Raw genomic sequence first — 26,188 nt, 5'->3', positions numbered from 1 at the left:
GCCGGAAGCGAATAGGACGCGTCGGGTGACGCGGCCGGTTTCGCTCCGCGTCAATGGTCGCTCCCACAGCGTCGAGATCGATCCGCAGACACCGCTGCTCTTCATTCTTCGGAACGATCTGGCCCTCAACGGGCCGAAATACGGCTGCGGCCTCGGGGAATGCGGTGCCTGCACGGTGCTGATCGATGGCCTGGTCGCGCGGTCATGCTGTCTGCCGGCGGCACTGGCCGAAAACCGCGAAATCACGACTTTGGAGGGCTTAGGTTCGCCTGCCGCGCCGAATCGGGTGCAGGCCGCCTTCGTCGCCGAGCAGGGTGCGCAATGCGGTTATTGCCTGAACGGCATGATCATGACGGTCGAAGCTTTGCTGCGGCATGATCCGCATCCCGCCGAGGCTACGATACGCGAGGCACTTCGCTACAACCTGTGCCGCTGTGGCGCCCATGTCGAAATCATGCGCGCCGCCTTGCGCGCGGCGTCTGGGGCGCCCGTGAGATGACGGCGCAGCCCGACCTTCCGCGTGATCGCCGCGACTATATGCGGTGGCATGACGTGTTGCTGGTGGTGCGCGATTTACCGGACGCCTCCTCTTCGCTGCCGGACGGTGAAGAGAATGTCGAAATCTTTGTCATGGTCGGGGCGGATGGCCACGTCACGGCATTCAACGGTCATGTCGATCTCGGCACGGGCATCGGCACGGCTTTGGGCCAGATCGTCGCGGAGGAGTTGGATGTCGCCTTCGACCGCGTGACGGTCGTGCTTGGTGATCCTTCCCGCACTCCTAACCAAGGGGCGACGATTGCCAGCGAGACCATCCAGATCACCGCCGTTCCCTTGCGCCAGGCCGCCGCCACTGCCCGGCAGACCTTGTTGGCGCTTGCCGCGGATCGGCTGGGTGTTTCGCTCTCCGAGTTGCGGGTGGAGGATGGAGTCGTCCTGACGCCGAAAGGCGGCAACCTGTCGATCTCCTACGGAGAGCTTATCACGGGCAAACGGCGAGTGGTGCGGATCGATCCCGAGGCGCCGCTGCGACCGGTCGCGGGCTACCGTGTGGTGGGCCAGCCTGTCTCGCGTGTTGATCTTCCGGCGAAGGCGACCGGCCAGCTCGTCTATGTGCATGACATGCGGGTGGCTGGCATGGCGCATGGCCGTGTCGTGCGGCCACCCTATGCGGGGCTCGATAGCGGGATTTTCGTCGGCACCAGCCTGATCGCGGTGGATGAGTCTTCTTTGGCCGGCATCCCCGGCATCCTGGCGGTCGTCACCATCGGCGACTTCATCGGAATTGTTGCCGAGCGCGAGGAACACGCGGCCCTCGCGGCGCAGCGCCTGACGGTGTCGTGGAAGCCGACGCCATCCTTGCCCGATCTCAGCCAGATTCAGACGGCCTTGCGCGCCAACCCGAGCACGCCGCGGCTTCTCATGAACCGCGGTGACGTGGATGCGGCGATCGCCGGCGCCGCATTGCCCATGCCACGCACCTACGTCTGGCCCTATCAGATGCACGGCTCAATCGGTCCGTCCTGTTCATTGGCCGATTTCCGGCCGGACGGGCTGACAGTCTGGTCAGGTACTCAGAACCCGCACGTGTTGCGCGCCGACATCGCCAGTCTCTTACAGCTCCCAGAGGAGCGGGTCGAAATCATCCGCATGGAGGCCGCCGGTTGCTATGGCCGCAACTGCGCCGATGACGTCAGCGCCGATGCCGCTCTGTTGTCACGTGCGGTTGGCCGCCCGGTTCGCGTGCAGCTCACGCGCGAGCAGGAGCATGCCTGGGAGCCGAAGGGCGCCGCGCAGCTCATGGAAGTTGGCGGAGGCCTCGATGCCGCGGGCGGCGTCGTTGGGTACGATTTCTCGGTGCGGTATCCGTCCAACGGCGCGCCGATCCTGGCGGCCTTGCTCACCGGCGCCATTTCGCCTGTTCCTGTCATTTCCGAAATGGGCGACCGAACCGCGATTCCGCCCTATGGCTACGAGCATATGCGTGTCGTGGCGCATGACATGCCGCCGATCGTCCGCGCCTCGTGGCTGCGCGGCGTCTCATCCATGCCGAATAGTTTCGCGCACGAATCCTGGATTGACGAGGCGGCGGCGGCGGCGCGTGTCGATCCCATCGCCTTTCGCCTGCGCTACCTGAAGGATGAACGCGCCGTCGACCTGATCCACGCGGTCGCCGAACGCGCCAATTGGGTACCGCATACCGAGCCCGGCAGCGCGGGCGGGGATGGCGATGTCCTGCGAGGGCGCGGTTTCGCCTACGCGCTCTACGTCCATAGCAAATTCCCCGGTTATGGCGCCGCCTGGTCAGCCTGGGTCGCGGATGTCGAGGTTAACAAAGCGACTGGAGAGGTCGCGGTCACGCACGTCACCGTCGGCCAGGATTCCGGGCTGATGATCAATCCGGCCGGAGTGCGTCATCAGATCCACGGCAATGTCATTCAGTCGGTCAGCCGCGTGCTGAAGGAGGAGGTGGCGTTCACGGGCACCGCCGTCGCGACGCGTGACTGGGGCACCTATCCGATCATCACCTTCCCCGAGGTGCCGGTCATCAATGTCCTGATGGTGCCGCGCCCTGATCAGCCGCCGCTTGGCGTGGGCGAGTCCGCCTCCGTCCCCAGCGCGGCGGCGATCGCCAATGCGATCTACGACGCGACGGGTGTGCGCTTCCGGGAATTACCCTTCACGCCGGAGCGTGTGCGCGCTGGTCTTGAGGCGGCGGGAATCACGCCCGCGCAACCTCCCGGCAAGGTCAGGCGCGGTTTCTGGGCCGCGCTGGGCGCGGGTTTCGCAGGCCTGGTCGGTCTCGCGACGATGGCGCTTCCCTTGCGCGCGGCCATCGCACCCGTGGCCCCAGCGGATACCTCGCTCTATTCCGCCGCCGCTGTAGCCAGGGGCAGGGTCTTGGCGGGCCTGGGCGCCTGCGCGATCTGCCATACTGTGCCCGGCGGCGCTGCTTACGCTGGCGGCTTGGGCATTCAAACGCCGTTCGGTACGGTCTACACGCCGAACATCACGCCCGATATCGGTACTGGCATCGGCACGTGGTCCTATGCGGCCTTCGATCGCGCCATGCGCGACGGGGTCAGCCGCGATGGCCACCACCTCTACCCCGCCTTTCCCTATACCGATTTCACCCGCGCAACGGATGCGGACCTGCAAGCGATCTACGCCTATCTGATGGCGCAAGCGCCCGTCGGTTCGGTGGCGCCGCAAACGGCATTGGCCTTCCCTTTCAGTCTGCGCCCACTCATGGCCGCATGGAATCTCCTGTTCCATCGGCCTGGCGCCTACCAGCCGGATCTGATCCGCTCGGCGCAATGGAATCGCGGCGCCTATCTCGTGGAGGGTCTTGGCCATTGCGGGGCCTGCCACACGGGTCGCAACCTGCTTGGTGCCGAGCGGGCCTCTCGCCCCATGGGCGGCGCGGTCGCCGACGGCTGGGAGGCGCCACCGCTCATGGGCCTGTCCCATGCGCCGATCCCCTGGAGCGAGGGCGAACTCTTCGTCTACCTCCGAACCGGTTATTCCGCGTTGCATGGTCCTGCGGCCGGACCAATGGCGCCCGTCATTCAGGAACTTGCTGGTTTGCCGGAGGCCGATCTCCTCGCCATGGCTCACTACCTCGCCTCCAGCCAATCGGCGCCGGTGACGGCCGAGACGGAGGCGCGGATGGTGGCCGAGATCAAAGCCTCCACGACAGGTGCTATGCGAATTTCGGGCGGTCCAGGCGCGCGAATCTATCAAAACGCCTGCGCTGTCTGTCATGAGGCCGCCGTGATGCCGCAATTCGGCGTGCAGCCGAATCTTGCGCTCAACAGCAACCTGCACAGCGCGTCACCCAACAACCTCATTCGAGTGATCCTGAACGGCATCCAGACACCGGCGAACAAGAGCCTGGGCGCCATGCCCGGCTTCGCCGAAACGCTCAACGACGCCCAATTGACGGATCTTGTGGGCTTCCTGCGGCGCCAATTCGCACCGGGCAAGCCGGCATGGCCTGCTCTCCAATCCCGCATCGCGCGGCTACGCGCGGAGACCTCCGCATCATGAGCGAAGCATCCGCCCCGGGGATCGTGCGCTGCGATGCTTGCCCGGTCATGTGCAATATCCGGCCGGGTACCGCTGGCGCCTGCGACCGCTATGCCAATGACGGTGGCATGCTGGTCCGTGTCGATCCTCTGGTGCTGCTGGAACGCACGGTTGCCCAGGGCGGTACTGTCGTTCCCTTTGGCGATAGCGTGGAGTGGGACGGCCGGATGGTGTGCGGCGCCGAGACTTTCGTCACCGCGATCGGCGCTGGCACGACTTATCCGGACTACAAGCCGGCGCCCTTCATCGTCTCGACCATGGTCGAAGGCGTCGACATGGTGACCGTCGTTACAGAGGGCATCTTCAGCTATTGCGGCGTGAAGGTGAAGATCGACACCGACCGGCATCTCGGCCCCGAGCGCGCGCTGGTGCTCGCCCAGGGTGAGCCCGTGGGGCATGTGACTACCGCCGAATACGGCTCGCAGATGCTGTCTCTTGGTGGTGTCGGCCACTTGACTGGCGGCGGCAAGAAGGAAGGCCGCGTCACCTGTGAGACGCTCCTCGATCTTTCGAATGGCAAGGCGGTCGAGCTGACGATCGAGACGGGAGCAAGCGTAATCGTGCAAGCGGGGCGTGCGCCGGTCGTGAACGGCGTGGCCGAAGATCGCATGCGTGTCGGCTGTGGATCGGCGACGATCGGCATCTTCGCCCGCCAATGGGTTGGCAAGATCGACGAGGTGGTGGTGGTAGACGACCACATTACCGGCGTGCTGTCCGAGCATCAGGCGGGCAAGATGCTGGACATTCCACCGACCGGCATTCGCATGCGCGGACGGCGTTCCACGCCCGGCCGCTACTTTCAGGTGGCGCATCCCGGCACTGGCTGGGGCGGCACCGATATTTCGGATCCTCTGTCGATCCTTGAACCTTTTGACCCCAAGCATGCGCGGGCGGGCATGCGGATGCTGATGGTCAGCACCACCGGCGAACATTCCGCCTATTACGAGTTGGACGAGGCTTTGCGTCCGATCGCGCATCCGCTTCCCGAGGTTCTCGTGCAATCGGTCGAACGCATTGCCGAAAATTGCGAGCCTGCTTTGTGCAGCGTGGTCTTCGTCGGTGGCGCCGGAGGATCGCTGCGCGCCGGTGTCACCGACAATCCAGTGAGGCTGACGCGAGCTGTGTCGGAGGGTATCACTCGGCTGACCTGCGGCGGCGCGCCGGTCTATCTTTGGCCAGGCGGAGGTATCACATTCATGGTCGATGTGACGCGACTGCCCGAGAACGCTTTCGGCTACGTCCCGACGCCCGCCTTGGTCGCGCCGATCGAGTTCACCATGCCGTTGACGCAGTTTGCCGCCATGGGTGGGCACATGGACCATGTGCGGCCTGCGGCCTCGCTAGTGCTTGATGGCACACCGCGCCACGTCAAGGCGAATGCCGAGAATCCCTGGCCTTGGGCGCCGCTGGAACCACGGGCTCGGGAATGAGGGCCACCGCGCGACTGATGACCGGGTCTGGCACGCCGCGTCTGCATCTTCAGGATGGGCCGATCGACCTCATCCTGTTGGCCGAAGGTACGGCGCATGCCGTTGACACCGCCTATCACGCCGCGGTGCGGGCCTTCGCGACAGTGCTCGATCGGCTATGCGCGGAACTGCCGCTGGTGCGCGCGCCAGTCACTTCCAATGTGCCCTGGCCTGTCGATCCCATTGCCTGCCGCATGCGTGCCGCTGTCTCGCCTTTCACGCGGTTCGGCTTTATCACGCCGATGGCGGCGGTGGCAGGCGCCGTGGCGGAGACCATGCTCGCGATCATGACCGAGGCCGCGCCCCTGAGTCGTGCCTGTGTCAACAATGGCGGTGACATTGCTGTGCATCTTGGACCGCGGCAGAGCCTGACCGTCGGCATGGTCTCGCGCCCAAAATTGCCGGAGCGCAACGGCCCAGATTTTTTCGGGAACCTCACGATCGATCATGCGGACACGATACGCGGCATCGCCACCAGTGGCTGGCGGGGCCGGAGTTTCTCACGCGGCATCGCTGATGCGGTGACGGTCTTGGCGGTGACGGCGGCCGCGGCAGACGCGGCTGCTACCGTGATCGCCAATGCCGTCGATCTCCCTGCGCATCCGAACATTCTTCGCCGACCGGCGAGCACGATCCAACCCGATAGCGACCTCGGCGAAATTCTCGTCACTTGCGGTGTCGGCCGGCTGTCCAGTCGCGAAATTGACGAAGCACTGGCGTGTGGATTGTGCCTTGCAGAACGTCTGGCGGCGGAAGGCGAGATCGTGGCGGCCGCGCTTCATCTCAGCGGTCGCAGTGTTGCCACGTCGATGTTGCCGGCAGTTTCGATCCCGCGCCGCATTGCGCGATTGGTAGATGCCTAGGGCCGAGTTCCGATGAAGCAAGGTGACCAGGGAACCCACTTGGCCCAAATTTCATGAGGACGAACCAACGCCGGTCGCCGACCGCGATCTACCGATTGGATGCGCAGATCGGCTTTGTCCTGCGCCAGGTGAGTCAGCGCCACACGACGATATTCGGGCAGATGATTGGCGATGGGCTCAAACCTACACAATGGGCAGTGCTCGCCCGCCTCTACGAGATCGGCGTGACCCCCCAGACTGCCTTGGGCCGCGCGGTTTCGATGGATGGAGCCACGGTGAAGGGAACGGTCGATAGGCTGGTCAAGCGCGGGCTCGCGAAGCGTCTGCGTGATCCCGCGGATGGTCGAAAAATCCTGGTTGATCTGACCGAGGCCGGGCGACAAGTGACGACGCGGAACTTCGGCCGCGCAATCGCCATCAGCCGCGAAACCATCGCGCCGCTGACAGAGTCGGAATCGGTTCTTCTCACGCAACTCTTAGAGAAGCTGAGGTGAGTGCTCAGGCGTCGCCGAACTGTAGAGTTACGCTGATTGTAGGAACCGCAAAATCTCATCGCTGCGCGTTATCTGAACGAGAGGGGCGAATGTCGATAGGAGAGACAGAGCCTGGTCATGGAAAAGTGGGGATGACCCCGCGCAGGCGTCCGCAACTACCCGCACCGATCTGCCGTTGTCTATCGCGGCTAGCACTGTCGCAAGCACGCAACATTCTGTCGCAACGCCGCAAACGGCAATCGGCGCGTCTGAACCCAGCACGGCGGCCATGCCACTGTCCCATTTGCCAAATGTCGCGCGGGTCTCGGTTCTATACGACAGGTGTTCGGCCAGCATGAGATCCCAGGCCTTATCGTCGGACGGCAGCAACAGCGAGGCGAACTTCTCGAAATAGCCCTCCCAGGCACCGACAAGCGGTTGTGGGGAAATGTATCGTGTCGCAATCACGCGGCCCGCGTAGGCAGCGATGAGCGTCTCGATCGGGGCGAGAACCTCATCGAACTGGCCTACCGCCCATGGGCTCGCCGGATCGGCGAAGACACGCTGCATGTCAATGACGAGAAGCCATTCTCGACCAGATGGGTCACTTGGGTCTCGCAGAGGAGCAACCTCAATCATCAGCGTGATTCCCCGAAATTGGGTCTGCCTCCACGGAGCGTCCACCATGCCAGAGTTGTATGACGCTGTGCCGACGAGACGGAATCGTCAACGTGAAGCCATTTTCGGTGAAGGCGGGGGTCGCCGCTGCGCCGTCGATTTCACAAACGCGCAGCCCGGCCTCGGCAATTCCATAGAGCGACAGGATGACCTCGGTCGCCGCTGAGGCGGGAGTAGCCGCGATCCTGGTGGTGTTCTCGGTTGCAGTTGGCAAGGCTACATGACTTGCGTTCTCGGCTTTAAGAAACAGCCGGCCGTTCAGCGCGAGGTGGATACTCTCCCCCAGGCGCGTGGCGCGCCATTCCGCACCCGGCTCGACCAGCGTAGCGTCCTCTCCCGCCTTCGGCGCGAATGCCCGGCCTTCCCAAGGCGACAGATCAGCGGTGTCGAGCATGCGGATCGCCGGGATCAAGGCGCCCCAAGTATAGAACCGGTCCGCATCCCGACTGTCATCTCCGGACGGATCGATGCGGTGGAAGTTTTCCCGGCAGATCCGCGCTTCATTCCAGCCAGTTTCGAACATCCGCCATGCCCGTTCGGCCAGTTTGGTCGCGATGTCGCGGCGCCCATGGCGGCGCAGCCCCTCCCAGACGAGAAACAGATGAGGCGGCCAGATCCGGCCACGCCAATAAACGTCGTCAGCGCTTGCCGGGTCATCGTGACTGGATGACGGCAATACGCGCTCGCCCCAGAACTTCTCCGGATTCACGAGATAGCGATCGATGAGCGCCGACGCCTGCGCCTCCGTTGCGGCGCCGGCGATCAATGGGAAGAAGCAGGCCGCGGAGAGGGAGCCGACGAATGCGCCCGACCAGTGCCGACCGGCGAAGACTTGACGATTTGGGTCCCATAATCTCTCCGAGATACGGGCATTAAGCCGCTCCGCCGTCGCCCGCAATTCGATGGCCGTGGCGGTGTCGCCCAATTCCGTGGCGATCCGCGCCAGGAATTGCGCATCGAGCGAGACGAGACTGTTCAGCCCCGGCTCGGCCATGGTGAGGGTGTGCACGCCAGGATCGAAGCCGCTTTCGTCGAAGATCGGGGCGTTGTCCATGAAGGATTCGTCCATGGCCGCTTGTTTCGTATGGACGAAAGCACCAGTTCCGGTGGGTGAACTGCCATATTCGATGAGGCCGTCCGCATTGCCGTCCCGCTTCTCGATCCACCAGCGATGCGCCCGCAAAAGCGGTGCGAAATGCAGCGCAAGCAGGGAACGGTCTCCGATCAATTCAAAGATGCGCCAGAGAATATAGCCGCCGAGCGGAGATTGGGAGCGATCAATCCATTCCTGCGTCGCGGTCCGAAGACATGGCAAATTTCCCTCGGGAGATTGGTATTCCAAGGCAGCCGCAAGATTGGCTCGTGCGGTTTCCCAATTGCCCGCCAGCGCCGCTAGCAGCGCGTGGAACAGCATGTCGTTCAGCCACACGCCCCAGCCGGAGAATTTCGTCGTCAGCCAATTACGCGTGAGAACAGTCGTCGGCCGATGGTTCGCAGGGTCCCATAGGGTATTCCAAGCCACGACGTCCCGCACCGCTTGGCGAGGAGGCGTGTCCTTGGTTGCGGCGGCGGTGGCGGAGTCGAGGAGCCTAGACGCCCGCGAAAGAAGTGAATCCGTTGCCTCGACGGCCATTTCTCGATCCGTGCCGAAAGTGGCTGCGATGACGATCTCCGGATGCATTTGCGCATTGAACCGCAGGACGCCCCAGCGTCCGAGTTTTGCGGCGCGAGGTGGCGCGTAATAGCCTTGGCTTTGGATGTCGCCGCGAAATGTCTCGATCGTCTCGTAGGCGCCGCCGAAAACAGCCGGATCCCGCGACGCCACGGATATCCACAGCGACCGGTGGCGGCCGATCAGGCGCGGGTTCTCTCGCAGCGGGAGAGGCTCTGCATTTTCGACTTCGATCCAGGGCTCGTCGGGACGCCAGGGAAGGGGGCCTCCGCCATGCTCCAGGAAGCCAACTTCGAGCGCGAGCCAGAAGCGCAAACCCCATTCCCCAAGCCGAACCATCCGAAGGCGGGCGGAGAGCGCATGCGCGTGATCCTTGGCGAAGGTCAGCTCCATCTCGCTATCCGCATGAGCGATCCGGGCACGAATGAAGCCGCCATCCGAGGTATGTTCCAGCATCTTCACGCCGGAACCGACGCCGAGCAGCCGGTAGTTTCCCTCCGCGCTGCTGAAGGCCGAGAACCGCAGGCAAAACCCCGTCGGTAAATGAACCATGGAGAGCGGATCTTGCTGATCCCAGCTATTCCATTGGTGGGACAGGCTGACCGTCATCGACGCTCCGCGACTGGCAGCACGCGCGCCTGCCGAATGCGGACCCAGACGGGTGAACCAGGATCCCATGAGGCTATCGCGAGGATATCGGGAGAGAGGGCCAAAATCGCCATAGCGTTTCCCTCAACCTCGACGCGCACGGTGACAACCGCGCCGCCGAACTCGACGCCGGTGACTGTGCCCGCCAATGCGTCCGGTGGTTTAGCCGTGCCCTGAGCCGGTTGGACCGTGAGTTGTTCGGGACGGACCGCGAGGTGCATCGGGCCTGACAGCTTCGCGGCCACTACCGTCACCGCAAGCCCCGAGGCGGGAACGAAATCCTGCGCGCCAAGGCGCAGCACCATTCCCCCATCTCCAGGCCGGCTCTCGACATTCAGCAGGTTGATCGGTCCGAGGAAGCCAGCGACAAATTCATCGACCGGGTTGCGGTAGATGTCATGGGGCGAGCCCTCCTGCCGCAGCGCGCCGGATTCCAGGACCAGAACACGATCGGCCAGGAACAGAGCTTCCTCCTGATCATGCGTTACCATGACCGTTGTGACACCTGTCTCCGCCTGGATGCGTTTGAGTTCTTCGCGCACCTCCTGCCGCACTTTACGATCCAGCGCGGAAAGCGGTTCGTCGAGCAACAGCAGTTGCGGCTGGATCACCAAGGCACGTGCAAGCGCCACACGCTGTTGTTGGCCGCCGGAAAGTGCCGCTGGCCGACGATGCTCAAAGCCGGACATACGGACCAAAGCCAGGACATCCTGAACTCGACGCTGCCGCTCAAGCTTCGGGACGCGCCGCATACGAAGTCCGAAGGCGATATTTTGCGAAACGGTCATATGTGGAAACAAAGCGTAATTCTGAAAAACCACCCCGATGTTTCTGTGTTCGGGCAAGGTGTCGGTGATCACGGACCCGGACAGTGTGACGGTGCCCGCATCGGCCGGGGTGAATCCGGCGATGATCTTGAGCAGTGTTGTTTTGCCGGATCCAGACGGGCCCAGAAGGGTGTGGAACTCGCCGCCGGGAACGCTAAGACTCACGTCCTGCAATACGTGCGTAGCATTATAAGTCTTATGAACTTTACCGACAACGAGGCCAAGTGCGGGGTCGAGCTTGCTCATCTCTAGCCTCCGCCGGGAAGGCCGGAATTGCGCAAGCCCAGGCGGTGCAGAAGCAGGATGATGACGCAGGTCGCGGCGACGATAACAGTGGCGAGTGCGTTCAGGTCGGGCAAGTAGCCGACGCGGATGAGCGTGTAGATTTTTAGAGGCAGTGTCTGAACTCCAAACGGAGCCAAGAAATACTGGATCAGGAAATTATTGAACGAGACCATGAATGAGATCAGCGTGCCGCTAAGGATCGCGGGCAGGATGAGAGGCGCGCTCACGCGTATAAAGGTCACAAAGGCGCTCGCACCCAGGGATCGCGCCGCGTGATCGAGGTCAGGGTCAAGCGCTCGCAGCCGGGCCGCGACGATGAAGACGACGTAAGGCAAGGTCGTGGCGAGAAGGCCGAGATACATCGAGAACAAGCCTCGGCCGAGGCCGATCGCATTCATGACCAATAGCATCGCCAGGCCAAGGATCAGCCAGGGCACTGTGATTGCGCTGAGCAAGGCAACCTTGAGGATCGTGGCACCGAGGCGCGTCGCTCGCTTTTCGAGCCAGACCGCCGCTGTGGTGCCAAATACGCTAGCGCTGATTGCCACGACAAACGATAGCTGCAACGATAACCAGGTCGGCGCCAGCAGCCCGGAATTCCTGAAGAGCGCGCCATACCATTTCAGCGTTCCTTGAAAAGGCAGCGTTCCGTAGGGCGAGATGTTGAATGATAGCAGAATGATTATAAACAGAGGCACAAATAGGATCGCCAGGCTGACGGTCAGCACTGCGACCATGCCCGGTGAAATTGCCTCCGCGTCACGCAGGCGTGGCATGGCGCGCTTTCCTCTCCGCGGACAGCCATTCGAGAGCCGGTCTCAACCCGCCGACAACTCCAGTAATCGCGAGCATGCCGAGCAGGAGCAGGATCGACAAGGCGGAGCCGAAAGAAGGATCATCGGCGCGCGTCATCTGATCGGCGATGACGTTGCCGAGCAACAGCCCGTGGGGGCCGCCCAAAATCGCTGATTCGACGAAGGCACCTCCCATGGGCACGAAAACCATGATGAGGCCCGACACCAGGCTGGGCGAGGCCAGAGGGAAGACGACGTGGCGCAGACGGTGCCATCGACTTGCTCCCAGCGAAGCCGCGGCGGCGAGGAAGTTCGCGTCGACCCGCTGCATGCCGGAGAAAAGAACGAAAATCATCAGAGGCAGATTCTCATAGACTAGCATCACCAGCGTCGCCGGCTGCGAATAGAGGATCGACGCGCCGGGTTTCGCGAGACCGAGCAGGCGAAGGAATTCCATCACCGGGCTGCCTGGTCCGAGAACCACAAAGATGCTGTAGATCAGGAGCAAATAGGAGGTGAGATACGGAATGATGATCGCAAGCAAGATAGGATTGCGGGCTCTTCCCGGCAGTCGCGAGAGCACCCAGGCAGGCGACCAGGCCAGCGCTGCCGTCACGAGGGAAGCGGCGCCGGCGGTGATCAGCGTCTTCAGCGCGAGATGCAGATACAACCCCGTGCCGAAGAGTCGCGCGTAGCTGTCGAAAGACAAAGGTGCCGCCGGTCCATCTGGCGCGAAGCTGAACCAGACGAGCACGGCGAGCGGGATGATCACCATGAGCGCTAATACGCCCGCCGCCGGAAGTAGCAGAACGGGCGTGGTCATCGCGGAGATGAGGCGACGGCCCATCAGCTCATGATGCCTTCACCTCTTCCCACATTTGAGTCCATTTCTTGAGTTGTTTCGGTGGAATGCCGGTCTGCAGCGCGACCTTTCCTTTGTATTCGATCAAGGGGCCGGCCAGAAGCGAATCCGCCGCCGATTTGGGAAGCGCGTCGATCGCCGCAATGTTGACGGGAACCGCCAATTCCTGGTTGGGACCCGGTTTAGTGATCCACTCCACGAAATATTCTTTGCTCGTGAGATAGTTCACCCAAGCATAAGCGAGATCAAGATGGGGCGCGTTCTTCACGATTGCCCAGGTATCACCCCAGACAACGGTGCCATCGTCGGGCAGAATGAAATTGACTTGATGTCCATTGGCCCGAAGCGTGCCCGCAAGCCCCGACCATAGATTGCCCATCGTGATTTCGCCGGTCGTATAGGCTTTGTTCCAGTCGTCACCCGAGGACCAGAATAATTTGACGTTGGCCTTGAGAGCCAGCAATGCCGCGCGAACTTTTTCGAGATCCGGGTTCTGCGGGTCTTCTCCCAGGTATAAGGCGGCGGTCATGACAGCCGTGCTGGGATCGTCGAAGAACGCGACCTTTCCCTTGTTCGCCGGATCCCAAAGCACAGACCAACTCGTGGGTGTGGGATGCACATCCGGGTTCACCGCAAGGGACGTAGCGCCCTGTACCCAGGGCACGGCATAGACTTTGCCGTCCTGCCGGATCGAGGGGTCGTTGCGAAAACGCGGCTCCAGCGTATCCCAGGCTTTGATGCGCGACGTATCGATAGGCTGCAGCAGCGATTCAACCGCGGCGGGCTGGACATATTCCAGGTTGGGCAGCACGACGTCGATCTTGCCGATACCACCCTGGCGAAGCATCACCAGAAGGTCGTCTTCCGATGTGAAATAGACGTTTTTAACCGTGGCGCCGGTCAACTGCTCGAATTGCTTCAGTTTTCCCGCATCATCGGCCCCGTAGTTCTGCCACGAGGCAACCACCAGAGTCTGGCCTTTGAAGGACGGCGATGTTCCTTGGGATCGCGCGATCGTTGGCACGGCCAATAATCCTGCGCCGAGGATTTGCGCGAAACGCCGCCGGTTGATCTTGGATGCCATGTTGGGATTCCTTATTGCCGTGAATGGGGTCGGTTCGCGACTCAAGCCTCCGCTTCGTGTCTTCGCGCCTTTCGATCTAGTTCGGCGAGAAACCTGTCCAATTCCTCTCGATTTGGCGCCGTCGCAGAGCCGGGCCGTGTGACCGAAAGAGCCGCAGCGGCGTTTGCGCGAGGCACGGCCCAAAGCGGATCGATCTTATGCGCGAAAGCCGCAATCAGAACACCGGTATGCGCGTCCCCCGCGCCCGTGGAATCGACCATCGCGACCCGAGGGGCAGGGATCGTGTGAAACGTCGCGCAACCGTCGAAGCAGAAATGGACGCCGGCCGCGCCGTCTCGAATGATCAGCAGGGCATCCGGCGGCAGGCGCGGCCGGATGCGGCGTTGGAGTTCAGAGAGATCGGTGGTGCCCCCGAGAAGAGCGGCTTCTCGCCGGTTCATGGTCCAGATCGATGCACGTGACATCGCTGCATTTATAATGGCAGGCGGAATCTCAGCGGCAAGCGGCCCGGGATCGACGATCAGCCAAACAGCCAGTGGTAGCCTACCGATCCAGGCGCCGATCGCCGGCCCGAGCTGCGGATAGCAAAGATCGTAGCCGGACACGAAAACCGCATCGCTTTCCGTGAGCTGGATATCGGACAGTGCTCGCTCGCCAAGTGACGCCTCGATGCCCGGGCTGGTCACAAAGGTCCGCTCGCCATCTGGCTCGACAAGGACAATGCAAAAGCCGCTATCCGCCTCTGGGCTCGGCGGCAGAAGAGTGGCGATACCCTCGCGCGCCAACTCCTCGCGAATGCGCGTGCCATAGGGACCTGTACCGTGCAGACCGGCAAAGAGAGCGGGCAATCCTTGGCGGCTCGCGGCGGCAAGGATATTGAACCCGCCACCCGCCATCACGGTTGCGGAGGAGCCAAGAACATCGCCACCGCGCGGGGGAAGCGACGGCACCTCGATCCGGATATCGGCAAGGATGCTGCCGACAGAAAGAAGCCGCTGTATTGGCGCGCGGGGTGTCAAGGCCTGCCGTCCTGTCGCAGCGCGAGCAAGCGATTGGCCAGATCCTCCAATGCCAGTTCCGGATTGGCTTGGGCAAGACGTGCTACGGCATCCGCCGGGAAACGCTCGGCTCCATGACAGGCGCCCATGATGGCACCGGCGATCGCGGCGACCGTGTCGCAATCGCCGCCCAGGCTCGCGGCCAAGCGGCAGACCAGCCAAGGGTCCTCGGGCGCGACCGCGCAGATGGCGATCGCCGCTGGCACAGCCTCATTGGTGGCCACTCCGGTTCCGACCAGGCGATAGATCCGGTCGAGTGCCTCCCCCTGGTCGCTGCCACGCATCAGGTCGAGCGCCCATTCGATGCGAGACGCGACATCTCCACCTGCGAAATAGAAGCCGCGCAGAGCCCCGAGGCGCGCTGCCTCGATGGAGAATCGCAGCGCCTCCATCACGCTCGCGCCGTCGACCCCGGCACTCACTGCCGCCGCGACGGCGGAGGCTCCGGCAATCGCAATGGTCGTGTTGTGGGTGACATGCCCGGTCTGGAACACTGCCTCCACCAGCACGCCCAAAGGCTGCGAGGGAAAGGCGATGCCGACGGGCGCCACCCTCATCGCGGCGCCGTTCGTCGCGCCCGTTCTGCCGGCCAGCTCGGTCGATGTGCCAGCCGCGACGAGCGTCAGCGCATGGCGCGTCGAGGGCCCGAGAAGATCCGCCGACCCGGCGGCGATCATCCGCGCTTCCCAGGCGAGCAGGGCCTGGGCAAAGGCTCCCGGGTCGATCCGGCCACCGCCGGCAACCAGCATCTCGCCCAGGATGACAGCCTGATCGGTGTCGTCTGTCACACGGCCGGCGGCCATTCCGCGGCTGATGAAATTGTCCTTCGGGCCTGGATAAAACTTGTCCAAAATGCCGTAACGCTCAGCGATCAGCGCACGGGGTTGATATTGTGTCGGCATTCCCAGCGCGTCACCGATGGCGAGCCCGAGAAGAGCGCCATGCGCGCGGCTTCGCTGGGGCGAGAGGGCTGAGGGCTGTGTCGCGCTCGCGTCGCTCATTTCTGCGGCTCGCCGAAGCTGAGGTGCAGTGTGAAATGCGCCGGGTGCAACAAGCTGCGCACATGCTCGATTACGGCACCCGCTCCGTCCTGAACGATCCGCGTTGTTCCGAGAAATGGTTCGCCTTCCGGCTGCTGAAGCTCAGCCGCCTCATCGGGCGGCAGCCGAATAAGATCGACCGCCTCCGTCCCGCCGAGCGGCCGTATGTCCAGGCTCTCCAGGGTACGACGCAAGGAACCCTCCGCCAACCCGTCCTTGAGCACGGAGGCGAAGCTCGGTCGCCAGGGCAGGCGGCTGCGCTCTAAGGAAATCGGCTTTTCCTCCATCGTATACCTTACCCGGTCGAGGGCGAGGAAGGTGGAGGCCGGCAGTGCGAGCCTTTCGGCCAGGCAGACATCCTCGATCCGTTCGAAGCGGAGGGTTCTGGCTTGCATTTGTACGCCATGCCGCGCGAGCGCGCGCGACCAGCCGAGACCATCGTCCAGCCGCGCACCATTGTAGCAGACGAATGACCCGGCGCCGCTCCAGGTTTCGATGAGACCGGCATGCTGAAGGCTGGAGAGCGCCTGCCGGATGGTGCTGCGGCTGACATCGAAACTGCGGGAGAGGTCGTATTCGCCCGGAAGCCGGTCGCCAGGCTGGAAGCATCCAGCCTGGATTCCGCGCATAAGACTATCCGCGACCCGCTTATATTTCGTCGCCACCTGTACGGACCTGTTCGCCTTTGACTGATCCTATGGCGCAAGGAGTGTCAGATGCAAGCGGCTCGCGAAATCCCGCCTTTTGCCCTCGCCGTGGGCGATAGGCCGATTCAGACTCCATATCCGACGGTCTTACTCAGGTCCGATCCGCCGCAGCACGGAGAGGAAACTTATTCGGCGGGAAATGATACTCAGCCTTCTTCCGGGCCAGCAGCGCCGAACTGAGCGTTCGACCAGCGTTCGAAATGCTCGATGACGTGGGCATAGTCTCGCGGACCATCGCCCTGGCTGATCGCGAAAGCCAGGATCTGCTTGGCCGCCGGACTCAGCCAAAGAGGAGCGCCCATGCGCTCGGCTTCCTCAATGCATAGTTTGACGTCCTTGTGGATCAGATCCGTCGTAAAGCGCATCGGGAAGTTGCGATTCAGTACGCATTGCGGAATCTTCTCCTGCGTCGCGAAGGAACGACCGCTGGAGACATTGATTATTTCGAGCATCGTCTTTGCGTTAAGGCCCGCCTTCGTTCCGAACACCAGTAGTTCGAAGCTAGCCAGAGTCGAGATCGCACAGAGCGTGTTGTTGATGATCTTCATCGTCTGCCCGAGCGCGGGATCAATTCCCAGATAGAAGATACTCCGACCGATCGCGGCGAGCACGGGCTCGACCTCGTCGAATGCCGAACGCGGGCCGCCCGCCATCACGGTCAGCGTGCCATTTTCCGCGGCGACGGTGCCGCCGCTCACCGGCGCTCCAAGCAGGAGCTTGCCAACTGCGTCGAGGCGATCCGCGACCAGTCGTGTAATCGTGGGGCCGGTAGTCGACAGGTCGACGACGATGCGGGTATCGGTCTCCGTGATCACGCCGTCGGCACCGGTCGCCACCTTGGCCACGATCTCCGGCGTCGGCAGGCTGAGGAAGACGATCGGCACCTGTGCGGCCAGATCCCGCACGCTCTCGGCCACAATCGCCCCGTCGCGATGCAGCCGGTTCATCGCGTCCTGGTCAAGATCGAATACGACGACCTCGTGCCCCGCTCGCAGAAGCCTGGTGCCGAAGTGCAGACCCATATTGCCGAGCCCGATCAAGCCTAGCCTCATGCTCGTTCATCCTCTCGGAAAAAGATTTCCCAGGTATTCTGCCCCCGGCGCTGTAACCTGACCTTTGCCTGAAATCTCGTCACATTCTCAACTATGGATGGCGCCGACCGGAAGATCATTCGTTTGCTACTGGTCAAGAACTTTCTCCCAATGCGGAACGGCCACACACTGCGGCCGGAGCCTTTCGGTTGTGGACAAGCGTCTTGACAGGCTTCTCCGCGCGACCGTAGCATGACCTATACGCGAGTGTCATGACCGGATATCGGACATTATGGCCGTCGATACCCTCAAGACGACGGAGCGAACCTTGCGGGTGCTCCGCTCGTTCAGCCGCGCCAGGCCGGAACTAACGGTCGCGGAATTGACGAGCATTCTCGAGCTCCCGCGTAGCGTGGTAACGCGCATCGTAGCGACGCTTGAGCAAGCCCAGTTTCTCGAGCGTAGTATAGGAAGTTTCAAATACCGCATAGGTATTGCCGCTTGCGAACTGGGCGCGACCTATCTTGCTGGCAATAGGCTGACAAATTTCTCGCATGAGATTCTTCGCGATCTTGCGGAACGAACTGGCCATACCGTGTATATGGGTGTCCTTCAAGGTCAGGACGTCGTCATAGTAAGCACGTTCGAAGGGCGAGCGCCGGTCCGCTTTATTTGGGCGGTCGGCGATCGGCTTCCGATTTCCACAACAGCTTTTGGTAAAGCCATACTGCTGCAAACGCCGCCCGAACAGATCGATCTGCTTTTGGGGAATTCGACCCTCCCGGGTTTGGCGCCGAACTCGATCAATACCCGGTCGCTGTTGAACAAGCAGCTTGAGGAGTATCGCGTGAAAGGCTGGATACCGGCCCTTGAGGAGAGCTTACCTGGTGTTTATGCGGTGGGCGCAGCCCTTCTTGACGCTGCCGGTAAACCGCTAGCCGGCATCAGCGTCAGCTTCCTGCGCGATACCACAGATTCCAATCAAATCGAAAAACTTGGCAACGCCGTGCTCGATGCGGCCCAGGCCATAAACCGCCGCATTGCCCCGCACTATGCCTACCAAGTCCAGAGGAAAGTACAATCGCTCAGCCCATCCTATGCATTCGGGTAGAGCCAGCAAACCACGACAGTTTTCCTGCCAGCAAGACTGCAACATACGAGGGCGAGGACCAGTATGAATAAACACAATATTGCCGGGCCTACGAAGGTTCGTTGGGCGGAAGCCTGTACGATCGTGCTTTGGATGGCTTCGGTGACTCCCTCCTTTGCTGCCGCGGTATGCAATCCGGACGAGGCCGCGCCAGGTGTTAGCGCGACCGAAATCAAGCTCGGGGCAACAATGCCCCTGACAGGTTCAGCCGCGGCTACCGGGCTAGGCGCCGCCGCAGGCGCCAAAGCGTATTATACGATGATCAACAAGGCCGGAGGCGTCAAAGGCCGCCAGATCAACTTCAAAGTGCTCGATGACCAATATTCTCCAGCCGTCGCGCAGCAGCAGATGCGGACGCTTGTTCAACGCGATGAGATTTTTGCCGTCGCGGGCGGCGAAGGGACCCCGAACTTTCTTGCCGTCGTTCCCTTTCTGCAGCGGGAGAAAGTCCCTGCCATCGCTCCCTATTCGCCGGCGAGTCAGCTGGGAACGATGAAGACGCCTTACGTCTTCATGACGAGTGTTGATTACATCACCGAGTTTCAGATCATGGCGCGATACGTGATCGACACCTATAAGCCGAAGAAGATCAGTCTCGTCGGTGTCCAGGGCAATGTCGGCGATGATGCGAAGAAAGGCATAGAGCAGGCCATCGGTAGCGGCGGCACGACTCTGCAGTATATTCCAGAGGTCCCAGGAACACCTGACTTCACGCCAATCGCGACGCAGTTGCGCGAGAACAATGCGGACTGGACGTTCTTGATTCTGACCGACACAGATACAGGGCAGCTGCTGCAGGCGATGCATCGCATAGGCTACAGCCCGCGCACGGCCGCATGGGCCGGCATGGATGACAAGAACTACATCAAGCCCTTCGGGGATGTCTCTCAAGGAATGATCGTCGCTCAGGAGACCGCTGCCATCAACAGCCCGGATCCACTCGTCAAACAGTTTGTCGAGCAGTTCACGAAGGAAACTGGCCGTGCGCCGGGCACATTCGAAGAACTCGGATGGGCTCAAGCTGAGATCACTGTCAAGGCGTTACAAGAAGCCAAAGCTTTGACCCGTTCCTGCCTGATGGCGGCGCTTGAGAGCATGAGCGACTTCCAGACGGGCATCGTGCCACCAATTGCCTTCGGTCCGGACCGAAGGCAAGGAGTGAACGCCATTGGTCTGGTTGAGATCAAAGGCGAAGATACCCCTCAGGTGACGCCGTTCACGGAAGTCCAATCGCAGTGATCCAGCGCATTGCACCGCGCGATCACGGGTAGCGTCGCAGCGAGGATGTTTAGTTCCGCCAACGCGATTCAGGTGACGCTCGGTGGCTTGGCCACCGGGTCGCTCTACGCGGTCATTCTGTTCGGTATCATTCTGGTATTTCAGGTCAGCCGGAGCATCAATTTCGCTTACGGCCCGACCGGAATGCTGGGCACCTTCGCGAGCTACGCACTCTACAGCGAGTTTGGCTTGCCTGTCTGGTTTGCCGTCCTCATCGGGATCGGGGTGACGGTCTTGATTGCTGCCCTGACGGATCTGCTCATCATACGGCGTCTGCCACCTCAGCAGGGGTTCGACGTCGTGGTGACTCTCGGAGAACTCCTGTTCCTCACCGCGCTTGCGCAACTCGTCTTCGGGGCGAGCGCGCAAAGCTATCTCAAGCTCCTCACCGACGTGCCAGTCCTCTCACGAAACATCTTCGTCAACGGCAACGACGTGCTCGCCGTTGTTCTTGGCGTGGCGGTCGCTATCGGAGGCTATTTCGTTTTAAACAGCACCAGCCTCGGTGTTTCGCTGAGGGCCGCCGCTGCCGATCCCTCCGTGGCACAGAGCGTCGGCATCAATGTCCGCGGCCTACGCACGGCCGCCTGGGCAGTGTCCGGCGTGTTCGTTGCGGTCGGGGCGATGATGTTCGCCGCTCGCCTGTCAGTCAATGCCTTCTACATGACCCCGATTGTTATCAATGTGTTCATCGCAGGCATGATCGGCGGGCTCGACCGGTATTGGCCGCCGATGCTGAGCGCATTCGGTATCGCGCTGTATCAGTCCTGGGCTATGTATCTGTTCGGCGAGGCTGGCGGTGTTCCGGCCCTCTTCATCCTCGTTATCGTGATTCTCGCCGCTGTCCCGAAGCGGCTGCTCGATGAACGCCATGAAGCCCGTGCCTGAATTGGTATCCGATCATTCGGTCTCTTCACATCAAGACCGGAGTCAGTGGTTGGGCTTCGGTATCTTCATAGTCATCACGGCCCTGCTGCCTTTCGTTATCGGCCAGTACTACCTGTATGTCGTGACGCAGGTTATGATCTATGCGATCGCGACGCTCGGCCTGGATGTCCTCTATGGGCGCACCGGACAGCTCTCTCTCGCCCATGCGAGTTTCTTCGGAATCGGCGCATACGTTGCCGCATTGTCGAACACCTTCGGCGTCCCCGTTGTTTTGCAGCCCGTTCTCGTCCTGGGGCTTGCCGTCATAGTTGGTGCGCTTGTCGCAATTCCTACTCTGCGCTTGTCGGGGCTGCGGCTCGCTTTAGTCACGCTGCTTTTCGGCGAGCTTTTCGTCTGGCTCATTGACCATGCCAGCAATCTGACGGGTGGCTCGCAAGGCATGACGGTGCAACCGCTCACGCTCGGGCCCTTCGACTCGTCCGAGCCCCTTGATGGCTACGCACTGGCCGCCATTGCATCGCTGTTGGCAACGGTCATGTGTGTTCAGCTCGGGAAGACGCAGTATGGGCGAAGAATGCTGGCGGTCCGAGACTCGGAGCTCGCTTCAGCGTCGGTCGGCATCCCCATCGTACGCACGAAGATTGCGGCGTTCATTCTCTCGGCAATACTCGCCGGGGCTGCCGGGTGGATCTACGCCTATGTCGTGGGTTTCGTGTCGCCGACGACCTTCGACTTGTTCGGCTCAGTCAACTTTCTTGTGGCGGTTATCCTCGGCGGCAGCGGTCGGGTACTCGGTGCATGGTGCGGCGCGCTGTATATCGTCCTCGTCCCGGAAGTCTTCAGCTCGATCGGCTATCCCAACCTGTTCCCAATCGTCGGAGGGGCTGTGATGATCGTGGTCGCGATGACGATTCCCCGTGGCCTGGTCGGAAGCTTGGAGAAGCTGGGCGAGACCCTCTGGGCGGTCCGTGGGAGACGCGGTCGTGCCGGAGGTTGAGCCGTTGTCCAGCATGGGCGGCGAAGGCCGGCTTGAGCTTCGGCAGATTGGTGTGAGCTTCGGCGGTGTCGCTGCCGTGAGAGACGTCAGCCTTGTCTTCAGGCCGCATGTGATCACCGGCCTCGTCGGGCCAAATGGTGCTGGCAAGACGACTCTGCTGAACGCGATCTCGGGCTTCGCGTCGGTCGAGCGAGGCACAATCGAGCTTGACAGATCCGAGCTGACCAAACTCCCAGCGGCTCAACGGGCTCATTACGGTGTCGTGAGAGGCTTTCAGACCGTCCGCCTTCTGGAGGGGGAAACCGCATTCGACAATATCCTCGTGGGATGCGAACGGGCGAGCCAGCCAAACATCTTCGCGCAACTCTTCAATCTTCCAGCGCAGCGCCGTTCGTGGAGGCGTGATCGGGGAGCTGCAGCGGAAATCGCCGAGAGACTTGGAATCTCATCGGTTGCTCACCGGCCCGTAGCAGAACTTCCTTTCGCAACTCGACGTCTCGTCGAATTGGCGCGTATCCTAGTGGTGAGACCAAAGGTGCTCCTACTCGATGAGCCCGCCGCGGGACTGAACGCTCACGGACGGCGGCAGCTGACTGAGACTTTGCAAGCCTATCATGCGGTATCGCCCTTCACGATGATCGTGATCGAGCACGATGTCGATCTTGTCCGTCGCATGTGCTCGGAATGCGTGGCGCTGGCGCAGGGCAGCGTTATTGCGACGGGCGACCCGGGTCATGTGCTGGACGACCCTGAGGTCAGGCGCGCCTATTTTGGGGACCAAGTGCACCATGCTTGAGGTGAATAATCTCCAGGCCTGGTACGGGCGGACCCAAGCGCTGTTCGATGTCTCGTTTCAGCTTGAGGCCGGACGATGTCTCGCTTTGATCGGCACCAACGGCGCGGGTAAGACGACGACGATTCGCGCGATCCTGGGTCTTGTTCTGACGGCAGGCAAAATATCGATCGCCGGCAGGGATGTCTCCTCACTTCCGACTCATTCGCGAGTAAGAGAGACCGGCATCAGCGTCGTTCACGAGGGTCGCGGGATGTTCCAGCGCATGAGTGTTCGTGAAAACATCTTAGTGGGACTGGCATCCTCGCTGCATCGCCGCTTAGATGATGCTCTCGATCAATTTCCGGCGCTTAGCGGCCGTCTTACCGAGAAAGTGTCACAGCTCTCGGGTGGTCAACAGCAGATGGTGGCCTTGGCGCGCGCGGTCGCACAACGGCCACGCCTTCTTTTGCTGGACGAACCCTCGCTAGGCCTCGCTCCCGCGATCGTGGACGAGATCTACGCGCATCTGGCGAGATTGCGCGATACCGGATTGACAATCCTTTTGGTCGAGCAAAGTGTTCCACGGGCCAGTGCGTTCGCGGACGAACTCTGTCTCATCCGCACCGGCCATTCGGTCACGAGAATAGCCACCGAAAACAAAGTCGAGGTGGACCAGCTTGTCAGCCTTGCGTTCGGCAATTGACAAGGCAGGTCTGGGAACAAGCAGGACAAGACATGAACGAAACCACTCTGGCGGCCGCCAACATGAAGATCGTTCGCGATAAGCGGGAGAATCTGAGGCACATGGTTGAAATGGCCGACGAGGCCGCTACCAAAGGCGTCGATATCCTGGTTCTGCCGGAAGTGGGTTTGCAGGGCTACGCCGACTTCGCCTTTCCCGTCGGTAGCAGCGAATGTGCGGAGCAGAAGCAGTATTACTATCGCGAAGCGGAAACGATTCCGGGTCCTACAACGGACGCGATCGCCGAATTAGCCAAGCGGCTGACGATGACTATCCAAGTCGGCATGGCTGAGCGGATGGTACATGGGAATGTTATCTTCAACAGCACGGCTCTGATCGGGCCGGAAGGGCTGATCGGCGTGTATCGAAAGGTACATAACCAATTCGAGTTTCCGTATTTCGCGCCGGGTGAAGGCACCCCGGTCTTCGAAACGAGTCACGGCAAGGTCGGCAGCATCATCTGCTATGATCTCTGCTTCCCGGAATTGATACGCTCTTTTGCTCTTCGCGGTGCCCATCTGATTCTAATGTCGAATGCGTGGCCGATGAAGGGGCATGATCGCGAGACGGACTACCATGGCTATGCCATGGATCTTGCCGCCAAAGGGAACGCCTTCTTCAACCAGTCGTGGCTCGTTATTGCGAACCATTGCGAAACCGGCGCCTATTCACAAAAGCTCGATTATTACGGCGGTTCCCAAGTCGTCGATCCCTACGGCAAAGTGGTCGCTTACCTTGCCAACGAGGAAGGTCTCGTCATTCATAAGGCCGATCTCGAAGAGGTCGTATTGCAATCCAGAACTGCGGGCTTCTTCGGCTTGAACCTTCTGCAAGACCGCCGGCCCGAGCACTACGGCGCGCTCGTCGACCAAGAGTATCGTCGATGCGGTCCTCGTTCGGGTTTGGCGGCGGAGTAATGGCGACGGAAACGCACCCCTACCATTGGGCGGCACGCCTCAGCCGAGCCGCCGGCGGGACCGGGCAGCCGCATGCTGCGTTCCACGCTTTTGATGAACTCTGCGCCGAGATTTTCGGACATAGGCTGTTCACTATACTTGCCTGGGAAGCTGGCGCAGATGAGGTGGAGCGGGTTTATTCGAGCAGACCTCAGGAATACCCCATGTCCGCCCGCAAGCGCATGGGTCCGACGCCGTGGGGCGCCTTGGTTCTAGGAAGCGGCCGCTCGTGGCTGGGCGCGAGCGCGGAAGACATGCGCTGGGCTTTTCCCGACCATGAGTTGATAGCGGCGCTCGGATGCGCGGCTTGCATAAACTCGCCAGTGAGTTGGAACGGTGCGGTTTTGGGCGCGATCAATGTTTTGGATGCGGCTGACGCCTACCGGCCCTCGGACCTCGAGGCACTCGAAGCTATTTCGGGCTTTTTGGTGGGACCGCTACTCGCCACGAAGTCACAGCAACCCTAACCACGATCTGGCCCGCGCGGCTTCTCACTCATCATGGGAACAAGCATGACCGCCAACAACGCTCCACAATCCTTGCTATTTGAAAACGCCAGCATCGTCGATGGCATCGAGGACGAACCCCGAGAGTCGATGAGCGTAATCGTCGAAGGCGGCCGGATCGCCGAGGTATCGGACGTCAAAATTACGGCAAGCGCGGCACGCAAGATTGATCTAGCGGGCAAAACCCTCATGCCCGGCTTGATCGATTGTCATGTCCACGTCATTGCGACATCTGCCAATCTCGGGGCGAATGCGTTGCTGCCGGACTCTCTTATCGCTGCGAAGTCGGCGGGCATTATGCGCGGCATGCTCATGCGCGGGTTCACGACTGTCCGCGATATGGGTGGCGCTGATATCGGGCTGAGGATGGCGGTCGAGGAGGGTCATTTTGTAGGACCGAGGCTCGTCATCTGCGGCAAGGCATTATCGCAGACCGGCGGCCACACAGATTATCGCGGTCCGTTCGATGAACGAGACAGCCAATACTATACGCGCCGGCTGGGAGCCATGGGCCGACTCTGCGACGGTGTCGATGAGGTGAGGCGCGCCTGCCGTCAGGAAATCAAGGCGGGCGCTGAATTCATCAAGATCATGGCCAATGGTGGTGTTTCCTCTCCTAGCGACCCGATCGACTTTCTCAGTTTTTCACTGTCGGAAATGGAGGCAGCGGTCGAGGAGGCCCGCAATGCGCAAACTTATGTGTCTGCCCACCTGTATACCGACCCCGCGATCCGGCGCGCCGTGCAAGCCGGCGTCCGATCTCTTGAACATTGCAATCTGATTACGCCCGAGACGGCAGAATTGGCGGCCAGATCAAACGCCATCGCCTGCCCAACGCTGGTGACCTATGACATGCTTCAGAGGGAGGGCCGAGATTATGGCCTGCCGCCCGAATCCATTGCCAAGATCGACGATGTCAGGCTGGCGGGTTTGAAGAGCCTCGAAATCATGCGGGAGGCTGGGTTGATGATGGCCTATGGTACGGATCTTCTCGGACCGATGCACCGTCATCAGTCTGAGGAGTTCGTTATTCGCGCCAGTGTGCTCTCACCGCGCGAGGCCATCCGCAGCGCGACAGCAGATGCAGCGAAACTGTTGCGCATGGAAGGGCAGATCGGCTGCGTCTCCGTCGGCGCTCGGGGGGATTTCATCGTGGTCGAAGGAAATCCGCTCCAAGAGATCGAGCAATTGACGGGTCAGGGCCGCTTTATGCCGATGATTGTGCAAGCGGGTCGGATCGTAAAGGATCAGCTTAGCCATTAACATCAGGGTGGTCATGTAGTCGGTGGGGCGTCGAGCCCCTGGCCCGCGCAGCC

Annotated in this window: 24 protein-coding genes; 14 read left to right on the top strand and 10 right to left on the bottom strand. The window is 61.6% G+C overall.

All coding sequences use genetic code 11. From position 1 onward, the window contains the following. Positions 1-25 precede the first annotated feature (25 nt). The 5 genes from GSQ83_RS03160 to GSQ83_RS03140 are packed head-to-tail and all read left to right on the top strand — an operon-like array spanning position 26 to position 6,915. The gene (locus GSQ83_RS03160) at positions 26-499 is read left to right on the top strand and encodes a (2Fe-2S)-binding protein (protein WP_158801402.1); all 474 of its coding nucleotides are present in this window, start codon (positions 26-28) and stop codon (positions 497-499) included. Then, a complete protein-coding gene (locus tag GSQ83_RS03155; protein ID WP_158801400.1) occupies positions 496-4,050 on the top strand; it encodes a molybdopterin cofactor-binding domain-containing protein in 3,555 nt (1,184 codons plus the stop codon). The genes GSQ83_RS03160 and GSQ83_RS03155 overlap by 4 nt, the downstream gene beginning before the upstream one ends. Beyond that, entirely contained in the window at positions 4,047-5,519 is a 1,473-nt protein-coding gene (locus tag GSQ83_RS03150; RefSeq protein WP_158801398.1) for a 6-hydroxynicotinate reductase, read from the top strand. Before GSQ83_RS03155 ends, GSQ83_RS03150 begins: the two co-directional genes overlap by 4 nt. Further along, on the top strand, positions 5,516-6,421 hold the full coding sequence (locus tag GSQ83_RS03145; protein ID WP_158801396.1) for a UPF0280 family protein: 906 nt from the start codon (positions 5,516-5,518) through the stop codon (positions 6,419-6,421). Before GSQ83_RS03150 ends, GSQ83_RS03145 begins: the two co-directional genes overlap by 4 nt. A gap of 53 nt (positions 6,422-6,474) precedes the next feature. Beyond that, a complete protein-coding gene (locus tag GSQ83_RS03140) occupies positions 6,475-6,915 on the top strand; it encodes a MarR family winged helix-turn-helix transcriptional regulator (protein ID WP_158801394.1) in 441 nt (146 codons plus the stop codon). Positions 6,916-6,942: 27 nt separating this feature from the next. On the opposite strand, the gene GSQ83_RS03135 is transcribed toward GSQ83_RS03140, so the two are convergent. From GSQ83_RS03135 to GSQ83_RS03090, 10 genes are all read right to left on the bottom strand, one after another. Next, positions 6,943-7,533: a cysteine hydrolase gene (locus tag GSQ83_RS03135; RefSeq protein WP_158801392.1), complete on the bottom strand. Its 591-nt coding sequence runs from the start codon at positions 7,531-7,533 to the stop codon at positions 6,943-6,945. After that, complete coding sequence (locus tag GSQ83_RS03130; protein WP_158801390.1) at positions 7,526-9,853, bottom strand: MGH1-like glycoside hydrolase domain-containing protein; 2,328 nt, start codon at positions 9,851-9,853, stop codon at positions 7,526-7,528. Before GSQ83_RS03130 ends, GSQ83_RS03135 begins: the two co-directional genes overlap by 8 nt. Continuing rightward, the gene (locus tag GSQ83_RS03125; RefSeq protein ID WP_158801388.1) at positions 9,850-10,965 is read right to left on the bottom strand and encodes an ABC transporter ATP-binding protein; all 1,116 of its coding nucleotides are present in this window, start codon (positions 10,963-10,965) and stop codon (positions 9,850-9,852) included. Before GSQ83_RS03125 ends, GSQ83_RS03130 begins: the two co-directional genes overlap by 4 nt. A 2-nt stretch (positions 10,966-10,967) precedes the next feature. Beyond that, a complete protein-coding gene (locus GSQ83_RS03120) occupies positions 10,968-11,780 on the bottom strand; it encodes an ABC transporter permease (RefSeq protein WP_158801386.1) in 813 nt (270 codons plus the stop codon). After that, complete coding sequence (locus GSQ83_RS03115; RefSeq protein WP_158801384.1) at positions 11,764-12,645, bottom strand: ABC transporter permease; 882 nt, start codon at positions 12,643-12,645, stop codon at positions 11,764-11,766. The genes GSQ83_RS03120 and GSQ83_RS03115 overlap by 17 nt, the downstream gene beginning before the upstream one ends. Before the next feature lie 4 nt (positions 12,646-12,649). Continuing rightward, positions 12,650-13,684, bottom strand: coding sequence for a PotD/PotF family extracellular solute-binding protein (locus GSQ83_RS03110; RefSeq protein WP_158801383.1), 1,035 nt, complete (start codon positions 13,682-13,684; stop codon positions 12,650-12,652). A gap of 101 nt (positions 13,685-13,785) precedes the next feature. Then, complete coding sequence (locus tag GSQ83_RS03105) at positions 13,786-14,763, bottom strand: PfkB family carbohydrate kinase (RefSeq protein ID WP_216849888.1); 978 nt, start codon at positions 14,761-14,763, stop codon at positions 13,786-13,788. Next, positions 14,760-15,803 (bottom strand): ADP-ribosylglycohydrolase family protein, encoded by a 1,044-nt coding sequence (locus GSQ83_RS03100; protein ID WP_158801381.1) that lies wholly within the window; start codon positions 15,801-15,803, stop codon positions 14,760-14,762. The genes GSQ83_RS03105 and GSQ83_RS03100 overlap by 4 nt, the downstream gene beginning before the upstream one ends. Beyond that, positions 15,800-16,507, bottom strand: a complete 708-nt coding sequence (locus GSQ83_RS03095) for a GntR family transcriptional regulator (protein WP_256367128.1) — start codon at positions 16,505-16,507, stop codon at positions 15,800-15,802. Before GSQ83_RS03095 ends, GSQ83_RS03100 begins: the two co-directional genes overlap by 4 nt. A 188-nt stretch (positions 16,508-16,695) precedes the next feature. Further along, positions 16,696-17,601 (bottom strand): NAD(P)-dependent oxidoreductase, encoded by a 906-nt coding sequence (locus tag GSQ83_RS03090; protein ID WP_158801377.1) that lies wholly within the window; start codon positions 17,599-17,601, stop codon positions 16,696-16,698. 271 nt (positions 17,602-17,872) lie between these two features. Here GSQ83_RS03090 and GSQ83_RS03085 point away from each other — a divergent pair, with 271 nt between their 5' ends. The 9 genes from GSQ83_RS03085 to GSQ83_RS03045 all read left to right on the top strand — a co-directional run bounded on the left by GSQ83_RS03085 (position 17,873) and on the right by GSQ83_RS03045 (position 26,135). Next, complete coding sequence (locus GSQ83_RS03085; RefSeq protein WP_158801375.1) at positions 17,873-18,691, top strand: IclR family transcriptional regulator; 819 nt, start codon at positions 17,873-17,875, stop codon at positions 18,689-18,691. Between the two features lie 63 nt (positions 18,692-18,754). Continuing rightward, a complete protein-coding gene (locus GSQ83_RS03080) occupies positions 18,755-19,969 on the top strand; it encodes an ABC transporter substrate-binding protein (protein ID WP_158801373.1) in 1,215 nt (404 codons plus the stop codon). A gap of 45 nt (positions 19,970-20,014) precedes the next feature. Next, complete coding sequence (locus GSQ83_RS03075; RefSeq protein ID WP_158801371.1) at positions 20,015-20,896, top strand: branched-chain amino acid ABC transporter permease; 882 nt, start codon at positions 20,015-20,017, stop codon at positions 20,894-20,896. A 49-nt stretch (positions 20,897-20,945) separates the two neighbouring features. Beyond that, positions 20,946-21,893, top strand: a complete 948-nt coding sequence (locus GSQ83_RS03070; RefSeq protein ID WP_158801369.1) for a branched-chain amino acid ABC transporter permease — start codon at positions 20,946-20,948, stop codon at positions 21,891-21,893. Beyond that, positions 21,880-22,689: an ABC transporter ATP-binding protein gene (locus tag GSQ83_RS03065; protein ID WP_158801367.1), complete on the top strand. Its 810-nt coding sequence runs from the start codon at positions 21,880-21,882 to the stop codon at positions 22,687-22,689. The genes GSQ83_RS03070 and GSQ83_RS03065 overlap by 14 nt, the downstream gene beginning before the upstream one ends. Then, complete coding sequence (locus GSQ83_RS03060; RefSeq protein WP_371417943.1) at positions 22,628-23,371, top strand: ABC transporter ATP-binding protein; 744 nt, start codon at positions 22,628-22,630, stop codon at positions 23,369-23,371. Before GSQ83_RS03065 ends, GSQ83_RS03060 begins: the two co-directional genes overlap by 62 nt. A 32-nt stretch (positions 23,372-23,403) precedes the next feature. Further along, positions 23,404-24,327, top strand: a complete 924-nt coding sequence (locus GSQ83_RS03055) for a carbon-nitrogen hydrolase family protein (RefSeq protein WP_159014189.1) — start codon at positions 23,404-23,406, stop codon at positions 24,325-24,327. Positions 24,328-24,530: 203 nt separating this feature from the next. Then, positions 24,531-24,833 carry a GAF domain-containing protein gene (locus tag GSQ83_RS03050; RefSeq protein WP_158801361.1) on the top strand — a complete coding sequence of 101 codons (303 nt, stop codon included), beginning with the start codon at positions 24,531-24,533 and terminating at the stop codon, positions 24,831-24,833. Positions 24,834-24,878: 45 nt separating this feature from the next. Beyond that, positions 24,879-26,135 carry an amidohydrolase family protein gene (locus GSQ83_RS03045; RefSeq protein WP_158801359.1) on the top strand — a complete coding sequence of 419 codons (1,257 nt, stop codon included), beginning with the start codon at positions 24,879-24,881 and terminating at the stop codon, positions 26,133-26,135. The last annotated feature ends 53 nt before the right edge of the window (positions 26,136-26,188 follow it).

The organism is Acidisoma sp. L85 (genome assembly GCF_009765865.1).
Taxonomy (GTDB): Bacteria; Pseudomonadota; Alphaproteobacteria; order Acetobacterales; family Acetobacteraceae; genus Acidisoma.
This window is presented reverse-complemented; position numbering and strand designations above follow the sequence as displayed.

Excerpts from the sequence above, each read along its gene's own strand:
- GSQ83_RS03080 (WP_158801373.1), top strand. The coding sequence starts at position 18,755 with ATGAATAAACACAATATTGCCGGGCCTACGAAGGTTCGTTGGGCGGAA.
- GSQ83_RS03100 (WP_158801381.1), bottom strand. The coding sequence starts at position 15,803 with ATGAGCGACGCGAGCGCGACACAGCCCTCAGCCCTCTCGCCCCAGCGA.
- GSQ83_RS03045 (WP_158801359.1), top strand. The coding sequence starts at position 24,879 with ATGACCGCCAACAACGCTCCACAATCCTTGCTATTTGAAAACGCCAGC.
- GSQ83_RS03050 (WP_158801361.1), top strand. The coding sequence starts at position 24,531 with ATGTCCGCCCGCAAGCGCATGGGTCCGACGCCGTGGGGCGCCTTGGTT.
- GSQ83_RS03075 (WP_158801371.1), top strand. The coding sequence starts at position 20,015 with ATGTTTAGTTCCGCCAACGCGATTCAGGTGACGCTCGGTGGCTTGGCC.
- GSQ83_RS03115 (WP_158801384.1), bottom strand. The coding sequence starts at position 12,645 with ATGGGCCGTCGCCTCATCTCCGCGATGACCACGCCCGTTCTGCTACTT.
- GSQ83_RS03090 (WP_158801377.1), bottom strand. The coding sequence starts at position 17,601 with ATGAGGCTAGGCTTGATCGGGCTCGGCAATATGGGTCTGCACTTCGGC.
- GSQ83_RS03155 (WP_158801400.1), top strand. The coding sequence starts at position 496 with ATGACGGCGCAGCCCGACCTTCCGCGTGATCGCCGCGACTATATGCGG.
- GSQ83_RS03120 (WP_158801386.1), bottom strand. The coding sequence starts at position 11,780 with ATGCCACGCCTGCGTGACGCGGAGGCAATTTCACCGGGCATGGTCGCA.
- GSQ83_RS03085 (WP_158801375.1), top strand. The coding sequence starts at position 17,873 with ATGGCCGTCGATACCCTCAAGACGACGGAGCGAACCTTGCGGGTGCTC.
- GSQ83_RS03135 (WP_158801392.1), bottom strand. The coding sequence starts at position 7,533 with ATGATTGAGGTTGCTCCTCTGCGAGACCCAAGTGACCCATCTGGTCGA.
- GSQ83_RS03140 (WP_158801394.1), top strand. The coding sequence starts at position 6,475 with ATGAGGACGAACCAACGCCGGTCGCCGACCGCGATCTACCGATTGGAT.
- GSQ83_RS03060 (WP_371417943.1), top strand. The coding sequence starts at position 22,628 with ATGTGCTGGACGACCCTGAGGTCAGGCGCGCCTATTTTGGGGACCAAG.
- GSQ83_RS03055 (WP_159014189.1), top strand. The coding sequence starts at position 23,404 with ATGAACGAAACCACTCTGGCGGCCGCCAACATGAAGATCGTTCGCGAT.
- GSQ83_RS03130 (WP_158801390.1), bottom strand. The coding sequence starts at position 9,853 with ATGACGGTCAGCCTGTCCCACCAATGGAATAGCTGGGATCAGCAAGAT.
- GSQ83_RS03125 (WP_158801388.1), bottom strand. The coding sequence starts at position 10,965 with ATGAGCAAGCTCGACCCCGCACTTGGCCTCGTTGTCGGTAAAGTTCAT.
- GSQ83_RS03145 (WP_158801396.1), top strand. The coding sequence starts at position 5,516 with ATGAGGGCCACCGCGCGACTGATGACCGGGTCTGGCACGCCGCGTCTG.
- GSQ83_RS03150 (WP_158801398.1), top strand. The coding sequence starts at position 4,047 with ATGAGCGAAGCATCCGCCCCGGGGATCGTGCGCTGCGATGCTTGCCCG.